The following is a 13,134-nucleotide window of genomic DNA, read 5'->3' as shown; positions in this document are numbered from 1 at the left end:
AATATATTTTTAGCTTAGCTCAAGTAATTGGTAAGCATTATTAAAGTCTTTAATTGACACTTCATTTTTTCCAGAAAGCTGCACTCTCTTGAGACTTAAGACGCCATTTCCAGTCGCAATATAACAATTATTTTTACTTTGCTCAATGATTGTTCCTGGGATTTTTGAAGATTCATGTTGAACTTCATCAGCCTCAATAATTCTAATAACCTTGCTTTCGAATTGTTTAGCTTTTGCGTAAGTTTGAGCTATAGGTCTTGGATTAAAGGCTCTAATCATCAGGCTTATATTTTTTGCACTTTGATGCCAGTCTATTTGAGCTTCCCCTTTCACAATCTTTTTTGCATAAATCACGTCTTTATTATTTTGAGGAGTGGCCTTTAATTCATTTAATCGATTTAAAGCATTAAAGATTAATTCAGCCCCCATGGTTGATAAAGAGTCCGTAAGTGATTGAGAGGTCTCATTGCTGGCAATTAAATATTTTTGTTTAAGTAAAACATCTCCAGTGTCCAGCCCCTCATTCATTTGCATTATTGAAATTCCAGTTTCTTTATCTCCTGAAAGGATCGCTCTTTCGATAGGGGCAGCTCCCCTCCATCTTGGTAGTAGAGATGCATGAATGTTAAGACATCCATGCCTTGGGGTTTTCAGTGCTTCACTTGGAAGTATCTGTCCATATGCTGCAACCACCATGATATCTGAGTTTAGTGAGGTAAATATTTTTTGATTTTGCTTACTTCTGAAATCTTCAGGCTGAATAACTCGCAAATTATTTTCTTCTGCGTACAGTTTAACTGGGCAAGCTGTTAAAACCTTTCCTCTTCCTTTTGGCCTATCAGGCTGGCAATATACTCCAATTACCTCATGATTAGATTTATGAAGAATGGCTAGAGATTCGACAGCAAATTTAGGGGTTCCTGCAAAAACTATGCGCATTACTTAATGGATTTTCGCCCTGCTTTAATGGCAATTGAAATTTGATTTGGGGAGGTTCCACCTAGATGATTTCGAGAGTTAATAGAACCTTCTAGAGAGATTACATCAAAAATATCTTCTTCAATTAAAGAGTTAAATTTTTTGAGCTCATTAATTGAAAATTCACTTAAGTCTTTACCTTCTTTGATTCCATAAGAGACAGCCTTACCAACATCATCATGCGCATCTCTGAAAGCTAAACCCTTCTTTACAAGATAATCTGCTAAATCAGTTGCAGTTGTATAACCTTTAAGAGCAGATTGATACATGTTTTCTTTGTTAGTTTTGATCGTTGGAACCATATCAGCAAAAACACGAAGACAAGAATAAATAGTTTCAACACTATCAAATAGCGGCTCTTTATCTTCCTGGTTATCCTTGTTGTATGCCAATGGCTGACCTTTCATTATTGTTAATAGGGAAATTAAATTACCAGTTACTCGGCCAGTCTTACCTCGCACTAATTCTGGAACATCTGGATTTTTCTTTTGAGGCATAATGGATGAGCCCGTGCAAAAGCTATCAGGAAGAGATATGAATTCAAATTGTGCGCTTGACCATAGAATTAGCTCTTCAGAAAACCTTGAAAGATGCATCATAATTAGACTCGCATTTGAAGCAAACTCAATCGCAAAATCGCGGTCACTGACAGCATCAATCGAGTTTAAGCTTATTCGCTCAAATCCTAAAAGTTCAGCAGTACGTTCGCGATTAATTGGATAACTAGTTCCCGCAAGAGCAGCGCTCCCTAATGGCATTGTATTAATTCTTTTAAAGCTCTCTTGCAGGCGCTCACGATCTCGCTTGAGCATCTCAAAATAGGCCAGTAAATGATGGCCAAAGCTAATTGGCTGAGCAGCTTGAAGGTGAGTAAACCCAGGCATAATCGTTTCTTTTTCTTGCTCTGCTAGATCAAGAAGAGCATTTAAAAGTCTTTCTAACTCTTTTGTAATTAGCAGCACTTGATCTCTAAGGTATAGTCTAATGTCAGTCGCAACTTGATCATTTCGAGAGCGACCAGTATGAAGTTTTTTCCCTGAATCTCCACAAATTTCAGTTAACCTTGATTCAATATTCATGTGAACATCTTCCAGTTCAACTGACCAGCTAAATTGATCATTAACTATTTCATCTTTGACTTTATCAAGACCTTCAAGAATTTTTTTTAGCTCAGTGCTTGTAAGGACATTAACTTCACAGAGCATTGTTGCATGAGCAATAGAACCCTCAATGTCATAGAGTGCAAGAACTTTATCAAAAGTAACAGATGCGCCAAAAATTTTGACAAATTCATCTGTTGGCTGATTAAAGCGCCCACCCCATAAATGATTTTTTTTAGACTTCATAGTTCAATTTACTCTGTCATTAATACGAATTTCAATAACTGCACATTATTCCACTATATAGGGGATAAGTTACTGAAAATAATATAAAAACCTTTTTTAGGTGAGTATTGATTACTAAAAATATATTTTTTATCATTATAAATATAATTGGAAAAGCCAACATTATTAATAAACACTCGATAAAATATTGTTGGTAGTAAATTGAATTGGAGACATTATCACAGTGCTTAAAATTGCAACACGTAAAAGCCCTCTGGCCCTTTGGCAGGCAGAGTTTGTAAAGTCAAGACTGCAATTTTTTAATCCTGATATAGAGGTTGAGTTGGTAAAAATGACTACTCAGGGTGATAAGATATTAAATTCACCACTTTCAAAAATTGGCGGTAAAAGCCTATTCATTAAAGAGCTCGAAATAGGTATTCTGGAAGGAAAGGCTGATATTGCTGTTCATTCTATGAAAGATGTTCCTTATGAGCTTCCAAAGGAATTCGAGGTTGGAGCAATTTTGGAACGAGAAAATCCTTTTGATGCATTTGTTTCAAATGATTTTGATAGCATAAGTGAACTTCCACATGGAGCTAGAGTTGGTTCTTGTAGTTTAAGGCGTATAGTTCAATTAAAAGCATTAAGACCTGATTTGGCCATTTTAGATTTAAGAGGAAATGTTAATACTCGATTAAGAAAGCTAGATGAAGGTCAGTATGACGCTATTATTTTGGCATGCTCAGGCCTTATAAGGCTGGGTTTTGAAGGTAGAATTAAGCAGCATCTGAGTGCTGAAAAATCCCTACCAGCAGTTGGTCAGGGTGCTTTAGGTATAGAGATTATAAAAGGTGATATGGACATAATTAGACTTATTGAGCCGCTTGTAAATAAAAAAACCATGAATGAGGTTTGTGCTGAAAGGGCAATGAATTCCACTCTTGAGGGTGGATGTTCAGTTGCAATTGGTGGCTACGCAACCAGTAATAACACTGAGATGAGACTTAAGGGTATGGTCGGTAATGTTGATTCTGGAGTTATTTTGAGGGTAGAAGAAAGTGGCGATATATCAAAGCCAAAGGTATTAGGTCAGCTTGTTGCTAATAAGCTATTATCTATGGGAGCAAAAGAGCTCTTAAACGAGGTTTAATTTGATTTTAACTAATAAACAATTAAATGTATATTTAGAAGAGCATAATGACTGGAGTATTGTTAATGAAAAGCTTTCTAAGACGTTTAAGTTTTCTAACTTTATCCAAGCTTTTGGTTTTATGACTGAAGTTGCAATTACCTCAGAAGCTATGGATCATCACCCAGAATGGTCAAATGTCTATAATAGAGTTGAGATTAATTTGATTACTCATAGTGAGGGCGGAATAACAAAGCTTGATACTCAGCTTGCTAAGAAGATTGATACTATCAGTAGCTCTATAAAATCATGAATAAGTTAACTAATCAAATAAAGCATCAACAAAATCTTTTGCATTAAAAGGTTTTAAATCGTCGATTGCTTCCCCAATCCCAATAAAACGAATAGGCAGTTTAAGAGAGTCTGAAATTGTAAATAAAACTCCACCTTTAGCTGTTCCATCAAGTTTAGTGACAGCAAGTCCTGATAAGTTAATGGATTTATGAAATTCATTTGCTTGTTGAATCGCATTTTGACCTGACCCACCATCGATAACTAATAGAGTTTCATGTGGTGCATCTTCATTATGCTTTTTAAGAACTCTCTTAATTTTTTCAAGTTCTTGCATTAAATTATCTTGTGTATGTAGTCTTCCTGCAGTATCTGCAATTAAGATATCAATATTTTTAGCAATCGCTGACTGGTAAGCATCATATACAACCGAGGCTGCGTCAGCCCCTGTTTTTTGAGCGATGACTGGAATATCATTTCTCTCTCCCCAAACTTGAAGCTGCTCAACAGCAGCAGCACGAAAAGTATCTCCAGCTGCAAGCATTACAGATTTTCCTTCACTTTGAAATAGCTTAGCAAGCTTACCAATCGTGGTAGTTTTTCCAGCACCATTGATACCAACAACAAGAATAACAAAAGTTTTATCAACATTTGTTTGTAGTAAATTTTCTTTTATTAAGAATGATTCAAGTTCAATTTTTATAAGTTCATAAAGACCATCACTGTCCTTAAGTTCTTTTCTAGATGCTTTTTTTCTCACAGATTCAATAACCTTGTCAGTTGTTTGAATACCTATATCTGCTCCAATTAAAAGCATTTCTAAATCTTCAAGAAGTGCTTCATCTATTTTCTTTTTACCCACAAGAAGGGATGAAAGACCATCTCCAAGTTTAGTTTTGGATTTAAATAGCCGATCTTTTAGTGAAGGTTTTTTTGTCTCACCTTCAGACTCAGGGCTTTGATTTTTTTTAAAAAAGTTTAGCATTAAAGTTCAATTATAAAGACTAGGCAAATTTTACTATGCCAATCAACATAATAACTGTTAATCAATAGATAGTGTTTCATATAACTTCTTTAATTAATCCTATAAATTCATTGTATTCTGACGGTATTATGTAACTATTTTGGAGTTCAAATGCTTTGGATTAAGGCTTTTCACATTTTGACGGTAATAACTTGGTTTGCAGCACTGTTTTATTTGCCGCGACTTTTTGTTTACCATGCTATGTCAACTGATGAGATTAGTATAGAGCGCTTCAAAGTAATGGAGCGAAAACTATATAGAGGCATTATGATGCCAAGCTTCATTATCACAACGCTTATGGGCGTCTGGATGCTTTATGGCTATGCTTGGGAAGTCTATGCTGATCAATATTGGCTTCAGCTTAAACTAGCTTTAGTTGCGGTTCTAATTGCGTATCATTTTTATTGTGGCTATTTGGTGAGAGTATTTGCTGAAGATAAAAATACACGTAGTCATACTTTTTATCGATGGTTTAATGAGTTTCCAGTTTTACTTCTTGTTGGCATTATCATTCTTGTTGTTGTTAAGCCTTTTTAAAAATTTAGTTATATAATTTAAATCTTTATTTCAAAAAAAATAAACTGATGAGCATCTCGCAAGACATAAAAGAGTTAAATTCATATCTCAATAAAAAAGTTGATATTGAGTCAGTTGCTTCTTTTAAAGGCAATGAGCACATTATCAAATTAAATCTTAAGTTTGATATTAATCAAATGCGCGAAGCGCTTGATGAAGTTAAAGCTATGTCAGAGTTTAAAACTGCTGCATCAGGGTTTCATGCTCTTGCGATGACTCGCAGAAAGAATAGCTCTGTTGAGTCTGATAATAATCTCGTGGGTCGCTACTATACTCGCTTAGATGATAGCTATGAAGAGATAGCCAAGGATGAGTTAGTTGATGAAGGTTCATTCACTGAGCTTGTTGAAGTGTTTAAGGGTACTTATTTTGAAACCATTCACAAGGAGCTGTCAGCTCGTTACCCTATTGGAAGGGTTCGCATATTAGAGAAAGATAGCTTTAATTGCAATTCATGGCATAGAGATCCTGAGCCAAGGATACATATTCCAATTTATACAAACCCAGGTTCTTTATTTATAGTTAACCATCACTGCACCCACCTTCCTGCTGATGGCTCCGTATATTTTACGGATACGAGGGGTTACCATACCGCTCTTAATGGTGGAGATGAACCTAGAACTCATCTTGTAGCCACTTTAGCCTATCCAGAATACAAGCCTTAAGAGTAAATCAGTTATGAGCCAATATAAGAAAAATATTATTAACCAAGAGAAGTTAGAGAGTCCAATAGATTTTCGAAGTGATACAGTTACTTTGCCATCCAATGAAATGCTTGCAAGTATTGATAATACAAAACTTGGTGATGATGTTTACCAAGAGGATATTGAGGTAATCGAGCTACAAGAATATGCAGCGAATCTCTTAGGAAAAGAAGCAAGCTTATTTTTTCCTAGTGGCACTCAAAGTAATTTAACTGCTATGCTCGCCCATTGTCAAAGAGGTGATGAAGTTTTGATTGGAAGACACTATCATACTAATGTTTATGAGGCTCGAGGAGTTTCAGTTTTAGGTGGTGTGGGGATTTGTCCTATTGATACTTCAGCATCTGGATCTATGAAAGTAAGCGATATGCTCAGTCAAATTAAAGATAACGACCCTCATTATGCTGTAACAAAACTTCTTTGTTTAGAGAACACTTTTTCTGGAAAAGTTCAGCCTCAACAGGAGCTTGATGCATTGGCAAAAGCTGCGCATAGTAAAGGTTTAAAAGTACATTTGGATGGTGCTCGCTTATTTAATGCACATATACATTCAGGCCTAACACTGAAGGCTTTAACTGAAAGTTTTGATAGTATATCAATATGCTTATCAAAAGGCTTAGGCGCTCCAATTGGGTCACTTTTAGTAAGTGATCAAGCTACCATTAATAGAGCCTTACGATTACGAAAGATGCTTGGTGGCGGCATGAGACAAGTTGGCGTTATCGCTGCTTATGGAATGTATGCTTTAAAGAATAATGTGAAGAGGCTTCAAGAGGATCATGATAATGCAAAATATCTTGCTAGTGGCTTGTCATCATTATCAGAATTAACTATAGACTATGGTGAAAATCAAACAAATATGGTTTTTGTAGATTGTCCAAAACAGCACAGAGAAAGCTTAGGAAAGCACCTTTTTGATAGAAATATTATAATTTCTAATCTTGATCGAGGAAGGTTAGTATGCCACTTAGGAATTAGTAAAAAAGATATTTTGGTAGTTATTGGTGCCTTTAAAGATTATTTTAAAAATATTTAAATTATTAGATAAGAATTTGGTCTAAAAAAGTTTTAGTGCGATCACTTTTTGGGTTATTAAAGAATTCATCTGGAGTATTTTGCTCCACAATCTCCCCTTCTGCCATAAATATTATTCTGTCTGCAACTTGTCTGGCAAAGCCCATTTCATGAGTAACACAAATCATTGTCATGCCACTATTTGCAAGCTCAACCATGGTATCCAAAACTTCTGAAACCATTTCGGGATCTAGCGCTGAAGTTGGCTCATCAAATAACATGACTTTAGGCTCCATACATAAACTCCTAGCAATAGCAACTCGCTGCTGCTGGCCACCAGATAGTTGATCTGGATATTTGTCTGCTTGCTCTGGAATTTTGACTTGTTTAAGCATAGCAACTGCTCTTTTTTCGGCTTCTTTTTTATCAATTCCTCTGACCCAATTTGGCCCAGCCATACAGTTTTCAAGGACAGTTAAGTGTGGGAATAAATTAAAATTTTGGAATACCATTCCAATGTCTCGTCGAACAATATCAACATCTTTCATGGTTTCATGAAGCTCAACTCCGCTAACATGAATTTTACCTTCTTGATGAGCCTCAAGTCGATTGAGACATCGAATTAGAGTCGATTTTCCTGAGCCAGATGGGCCACAGATGACAATTTTTTCTTTAAGATTTATTTCAAGGTTTATATCTTTAAGCGCCTGAAAATCTCCATACCATTTGCTGACACCATCCAGTGATATAACAGGGTTTTCATTTTTAGCTTTAGTATTCACAATCAAGCCTTTTGTTGGTATTTTCTTTCAATGCGAGCCTGAATCATTTCAAGAACAATTGTCAGGGCCCAATAAATCATTGCAGCTGTAAGTAGCATTTCTAAATTATTGAAATCTTTTGAGCCTATTTTTTTGGCCATGAACATTAACTCCCAAATCCCAAGAACAGAAACTAAAGAACTATCCTTAAGCATCGCAATAAATTGGTTACCAGTTGGTGGAACTATAATTGGTATTGACTGGGGTAATATAATTTTTCGAAGTATCAGTCCAAATTTAAAACCTAATGCTCTTGAGGCTTCCCATTGCCCTTTTGGTATGCTTTGAATACCTGCACGAAAAATCTCCGTCATGTAGGCACCATAACAAAGTGACAGCGCTGCAATACCAGAAGGAATGGCATCAATCATGAATCCTAGTTGAGGAAGGCCCATATAAATTAGATAAATTTGTAGAAGAAGAGGGAGTCCTCTAAATAAAGACGTATAAAAACTTGCTATCGCATAAGCAAAGCCATTATTTGAAAGTTTAGCAATAGCTCCAACGATTGCTATAGCAGTAGCAATTGCAATTGAAACTGCTGAAATATAAATCGTTGTAAATAGACCCTTAGAAATCATAAGCCAAATCTTGCTTGGCTCACCGATAAATATATACGCTAACTCAAGATCAAAAGAGTAGGCAAAAGCAAGAAAAAGAAAAAATAATTCAATCCAAACAATGAATATTTGAATTTTCAACCTAGCAAAGCTAATTAATAATAAATTTAGGACAAATATTATTGAAAGTACAAACGAAACAACCAGTCGACCAAAAAACCCACTTTCTTGTGGATTTCCAATAACTGGACTGAGGAATTCACCAAATATAGTGTTGGTAAAATTAAAGGCAAAGAAAAACACCAATACCGCTATTGATAATCCTAAAAGGAACGCTGGTTTGTGCAGCGACTTATCTTCAATAACGGTATCGACGAACATACCTTTCTTTAAAACTAATTAAAACTTATATAACTAAATGCTCTAATTAAAACGCAATAGTGTAGTCATTTGAACTACCATCTGCATTTTTAAACCATTTCATTGACAACGTAGTTAGTGTGTAGTCAGCTTTCATTTCAGCAATAATTCTAACAATTTCCGCATCCAACTCAGGGTCATCATTGCCTTTGTCAGTTGCTACTGAAAGAGGCTCAAAGAAAGCAGGGTCACCTAAGAAACGAATTGGATATCCGTCTTCTATAGCGCCTTGAATCATCGGAATAGAATCAATTATACCGTCATTACGAACACCAGCACCTAGGCGAGTGTCATCAAGACATGTATGACCGTCAGCAAGTGAAGTAATTGTTCCTGGAGTAACTTTATATGTAAATGCTGGAGCATCAATCATATCTAGACTTCCTTCAAGATACATTTCCCAAGTTGAGGCTGCTGTAGTACAAACATTTTTTCCATTTAAACCTGCCAATGTTGTTATAGGTGAATCTGTATGAACAGCAAAACCAGCTGGGGTGTAATAATAAACTGCAGGGAAGTTGAGCACTTCGGAGCGAGTTTCTGTTGGCGTCATAGAACCAACTGATACGTCCCAACGCATGTTCCAGTTTCCTGAAGTAATAATATCCCATGAAGGAGTGATGAAGCGAGCTTCTACACCCATGCGCTTAGCAATTTCTCTACCAACATCAACGTCAAAACCTTCCATTTCACCGGCATCATTAATGTATGAATATGGTGCCCAGTTTGCATCAGTTGCAATCATTAATTCATTGTTTGATTTAATATAATCATAAACTGCACCTGCTTGAACTGTCATGTTTAATGATAATAGCGCAACTGCAAATGCAATCGACGACTTTGTAAAGCCTAGCTTAATACTCATTTGTCTCTCCTATTTATATTTTAAGAATTTACGAATTTACAATTGTACACATATTTTTGAAGAAAATTAGCCTTCAAAACAGATAGAAACATATAAAAATCTAGATTTTAGGCTTTGAAGACCCCTGTAGAAAGATAGCGATCACCCCGATCACAAATAATTGTAACAATAACGGCATTATTAACCTGCTTAGAAAGCTCTATTGCTGAAGCTACCGCGCCTCCAGCTGAGACACCAGAGAAGATGCCTTCACGAGTTGCAAGATCTCTTGTTGCTTGCTCTGCGCTTGATTGTGAGATATCCATAATTTTATCCACCCTGGTTGAGTCAAAGATAGTGGGGAGATACTCTTTAGGCCATCTCCTAATGCCTGGAATGTGTGAGTCATCATCAGGCTGAATACCTATAATTTGTATTGCTGGATTTTTTTCTTTGAGATACCTTGAAACGCCCATAATGGTTCCAGTAGTACCCATGGAGCTTACAAAATGAGTAATGTCTCCATTTGTATCATTCCAAATCTCTCTGGCAGTTGAGGCATAGTGAGCGCTTGGATTATCTTGATTAGAAAATTGATTAAGTTGAAGACCTTTATTTTCTGAGCACATTTGATTTGCAAGGTCACGCGCTCCTTCCATGCCAAGCTCTTTGGTCACTAAAATCAATTCTGCGCCATATGCAGTCATCGCATCTCTTCTCTCTTGCGATAGATTTTCTTGCATAATTAGAATCATCTTATAGCCCTTAATAGCTGCAACCATAGCTAGGGCAATGCCTGTGTTTCCACTAGTTGCTTCAATAAGAGTGTCTCCAGGATGAATCTCACCCCTCTTTTCTGCCTCAGTAATCATATTAAGGGCGGCGCGATCTTTAACAGACCCAGCTGGATTATTGCCTTCAAGTTTACCAAGAATTATATTATTAGGATTTGGATTTAATCTTTGCAGCCTCACTAAAGGGGTCTTTCCTATGCATTGATCAATTGTTTTATAGTTATTATTGCTCATAATTTGATAGTTATTATCACAAATTTAAAGCCTTTAGAGCTACATATTGTTTAAGATGGCTTTTTTTACTTCCTCAAGTGCTGGATTAACGTTGATCATTGCACTAGTATCGCATTGAGCAATTGCTGTATCAGGATCTTTAAGGCCATGACCTGTAAGCGTACATACAACGCTCGAGCCATCAGGTATTTTTCCTGACTTTATATCTCTTAAGGCTCCTGCAACTGATATTGCAGAGGCTGGCTCACAAAAAATCCCTTCCTTTTCAGTCAGCATCTTTTGTGTTGCTAAAATTTCTTCATCTGAAAATGCATCAAACCACCCGCTCGATTCTTTACTAAGTTTTAAAGCTTGATCCCAACTTTGAGGGTTTCCAATTCTTATTGCAGTCGCAATAGTTTCTGGATTATGAACTCTTGACCCTTGAATAAATGGAGCAGCTCCTTCAGCTTGATAACCAAGCATGGTAGGTGTCGAGTCTGCTTTTCCGTTCTCATGATATTCTGTATAGCCCATCCAGTGTGCAGTAATATTTCCTGCATTACCAACAGGAAGGCAGTGGTAATCTGGAGCATGACCGAGCTCTTCAATAATTTCAAATGCTGCAGTTTTTTGACCTTGCAGCCTAAAAGGGTTGATTGAGTTGACTATTGAAACGGGTGCAAATTCAGCAACATCTTTAACGAGCTGCATGCCATCATCAAAGTTACCCTTAATTTGAATAATAGTAGAGCCATGTATCATTGCTTGCGCTAATTTACCTAGTGCAATTTTTCCTTCTGGAATGAGAACAAATGCTTTAATTCCTGCTCTTGCAGCATAGGCAGCAGCTGCAGCTGAAGTGTTTCCAGTTGACGCACAAATAATTGCTTTTGAGCCACTTTCTACGGCCTTTGTAACTGCCATAGTCATTCCGCGATCTTTAAATGATCCTGTAGGATTTAATCCTTCATACTTTATATATAGTTCAACTTGCGTCCCCATTTCACATGGGATATTTTCAAGTCTAATTAATGGTGTATTACCTTCACCAAGACTTATGATGCGAGTATTGTCGCTGACAGGCAGAGTGTCTCTATATTTGTCAATTAATCCTGTATATCTCATAGTTCTCTCAATTAGTTTAGTCTAATAATTCAATATGTATAATTTGAACTTCAGCTTGGTTAAAGTCGCTCATTTCAATCGATTTTTTGATACTCATGATTGTTTTAGTACTAACTTTATCAGTTGTTATTGCAATATGAGCGTTATTGTTTTCATCGGCTTGCTTTTGAATTAGCGCATCTATACTAACATTATGGTCATTAAATATCCCTGTAACTTTAGCAAGAACTCCTTTAATATCACTCACTAATAACCTTAAAAAGAATTCACTTTGAATATCATCACTTTTAATTACAGGGAGTTTTTGTTGAGATTTCCAGCCTAAGATATGATTACTTGTCTGGTTGTTAATGATGTCATTTAGATCAGCAATAACTGCAGAAGCGGTTGCCTCATCACCAGCTCCAGCGCCATAATATAAGCTAGTTCCTAAAGCATCACTTTTAACCATAACTGCATTCATCACGCCATCGACTTGTGCAATTAATTGTTTATTTGGAACTAAAGTAGGGTGCACTCGAAGTTCGATTCCCTCACCAGCTCTTTTTGCTATTCCAAGATGTTTAATTGTATAACCGAGCTCTGAAGCATGAATGATATCTTCAGTCGTTATATCACTGATACCTTTGGTAGAAACTTTATCAAATTGTAGTTCAGTACCAAATGCAATTGCAGCTAGAATAGATAACTTATGAGCAGCATCAATACCCTCAACATCAAAAGTTGGGTCTTCTTCTGCGTAACCTAATGCTTGTGCCTCTTTAAGAACGTCGTCAAAATCCCTTCCCTTTTCCTTCATATCAGTAAGAATAAAGTTACCCGTCCCGTTAATGATTCCAGCAAGCGATTCAATATTATTTGCACTCAGGCCCTGTTCGAGAGATTTTATAATTGGAATACCTCCAGCCACAGAGGCTTCAAATAAAAGCCGTACTTGTTTTTTATTGGCTAATTTAATTAATTCATTACCATGATTCGCAATCAACGCCTTATTGGCAGTAATGACATGTTTTCCATTGTTTATGGCTGTTTCAACTAGCTCTTTTGTAAGTCCAATTCCACCAATTAGCTCAAGAACTACATCAACATCAGGGTGATTGACAACCTCAAAAGGATCTATAGTTAACTTTATATTTGAGGTATCGCAGATACGTTTTTGTTTGACATCTCTAACGCCTGCTAAAACAACTTCTATTTTAACGCCAGTGCGCCTTTCAATAGATTCGCTATTTTTTTGCAATACATTTACAACACCACCACCAACTGTACCAAGACCAAGAATTCCAACTTTCATTATTGTATTTTATAAA

The 13,134-nt window shown here is 36.3% G+C and carries 14 protein-coding genes; 5 read left to right on the top strand and 9 right to left on the bottom strand.

From position 1 onward, the window contains the following. Positions 1 to 9: 9 nt before the first annotated feature. A complete protein-coding gene (gene fmt, locus ABXT69_RS06550) occupies positions 10 to 939 on the bottom strand; it encodes a methionyl-tRNA formyltransferase (protein WP_416677487.1) in 930 nt (309 codons plus the stop codon). Continuing rightward, positions 939 to 2,324, bottom strand: coding sequence for an argininosuccinate lyase (argH, locus tag ABXT69_RS06545; RefSeq protein ID WP_416677485.1), 1,386 nt, complete (start codon positions 2,322 to 2,324; stop codon positions 939 to 941). The genes fmt and argH overlap by 1 nt, the downstream gene beginning before the upstream one ends. Positions 2,325 to 2,538: 214 nt before the next feature. Between argH and hemC the strand changes: the two genes are divergently transcribed. Then, the gene (gene hemC, locus ABXT69_RS06540) at positions 2,539 to 3,456 is read left to right on the top strand and encodes a hydroxymethylbilane synthase (protein ID WP_416679573.1); all 918 of its coding nucleotides are present in this window, start codon (positions 2,539 to 2,541) and stop codon (positions 3,454 to 3,456) included. Between the two features lies 1 nt (position 3,457). Continuing rightward, on the top strand, positions 3,458 to 3,748 hold the full coding sequence (locus tag ABXT69_RS06535; protein WP_416677483.1) for a 4a-hydroxytetrahydrobiopterin dehydratase: 291 nt from the start codon (positions 3,458 to 3,460) through the stop codon (positions 3,746 to 3,748). 9 nt (positions 3,749 to 3,757) lie between these two features. Here the strand turns inward: ABXT69_RS06535 and ftsY are convergent, their stop codons facing one another. Further along, on the bottom strand, positions 3,758 to 4,711 hold the full coding sequence (gene ftsY, locus ABXT69_RS06530) for a signal recognition particle-docking protein FtsY (protein ID WP_416677481.1): 954 nt from the start codon (positions 4,709 to 4,711) through the stop codon (positions 3,758 to 3,760). Between the two features lie 150 nt (positions 4,712 to 4,861). Between ftsY and hemJ the strand changes: the two genes are divergently transcribed. Genes hemJ through ltaE form a run of 3 tightly spaced genes read left to right on the top strand, consistent with a single transcriptional unit; the run spans position 4,862 to position 7,066 of the window. Beyond that, positions 4,862 to 5,287, top strand: coding sequence for a protoporphyrinogen oxidase HemJ (gene hemJ / locus ABXT69_RS06525; protein ID WP_416651297.1), 426 nt, complete (start codon positions 4,862 to 4,864; stop codon positions 5,285 to 5,287). Positions 5,288 to 5,334: 47 nt separating this feature from the next. Continuing rightward, the gene (locus tag ABXT69_RS06520; protein WP_416677479.1) at positions 5,335 to 5,991 is read left to right on the top strand and encodes a hypothetical protein; all 657 of its coding nucleotides are present in this window, start codon (positions 5,335 to 5,337) and stop codon (positions 5,989 to 5,991) included. 13 nt (positions 5,992 to 6,004) lie between these two features. Beyond that, a complete protein-coding gene (gene ltaE, locus ABXT69_RS06515) occupies positions 6,005 to 7,066 on the top strand; it encodes a low-specificity L-threonine aldolase (RefSeq protein ID WP_416677478.1) in 1,062 nt (353 codons plus the stop codon). Positions 7,067 to 7,070: 4 nt separating this feature from the next. Here ltaE and ABXT69_RS06510 read toward each other — a convergent pair whose 3' ends face one another. From ABXT69_RS06510 to ABXT69_RS06485, 6 genes are all read right to left on the bottom strand, one after another. Next, positions 7,071 to 7,826, bottom strand: a complete 756-nt coding sequence (locus ABXT69_RS06510) for an amino acid ABC transporter ATP-binding protein (protein WP_416677477.1) — start codon at positions 7,824 to 7,826, stop codon at positions 7,071 to 7,073. Positions 7,827 to 7,828: 2 nt separating this feature from the next. Beyond that, positions 7,829 to 8,806, bottom strand: a complete 978-nt coding sequence (locus ABXT69_RS06505) for an amino acid ABC transporter permease (RefSeq protein ID WP_416677475.1) — start codon at positions 8,804 to 8,806, stop codon at positions 7,829 to 7,831. Positions 8,807 to 8,852: 46 nt separating this feature from the next. After that, positions 8,853 to 9,710 (bottom strand): transporter substrate-binding domain-containing protein, encoded by an 858-nt coding sequence (locus ABXT69_RS06500; RefSeq protein WP_416677474.1) that lies wholly within the window; start codon positions 9,708 to 9,710, stop codon positions 8,853 to 8,855. Positions 9,711 to 9,817: 107 nt separating this feature from the next. Next, positions 9,818 to 10,717 (bottom strand): cysteine synthase CysM, encoded by a 900-nt coding sequence (gene cysM / locus ABXT69_RS06495; protein WP_416677473.1) that lies wholly within the window; start codon positions 10,715 to 10,717, stop codon positions 9,818 to 9,820. A 39-nt stretch (positions 10,718 to 10,756) separates the two neighbouring features. Beyond that, on the bottom strand, positions 10,757 to 11,824 hold the full coding sequence (thrC, locus tag ABXT69_RS06490; protein WP_416677472.1) for a threonine synthase: 1,068 nt from the start codon (positions 11,822 to 11,824) through the stop codon (positions 10,757 to 10,759). A gap of 16 nt (positions 11,825 to 11,840) precedes the next feature. After that, positions 11,841 to 13,118 carry a homoserine dehydrogenase gene (locus ABXT69_RS06485; RefSeq protein WP_416677469.1) on the bottom strand — a complete coding sequence of 426 codons (1,278 nt, stop codon included), beginning with the start codon at positions 13,116 to 13,118 and terminating at the stop codon, positions 11,841 to 11,843. Positions 13,119 to 13,134 lie beyond the last annotated feature (16 nt).

The sequence above is a fragment of the Candidatus Pseudothioglobus sp. Uisw_016 genome (assembly GCF_048087635.1).
Lineage (GTDB): Bacteria > Pseudomonadota > Gammaproteobacteria > PS1 > Pseudothioglobaceae > Pseudothioglobus.
This window is presented reverse-complemented; position numbering and strand designations above follow the sequence as displayed.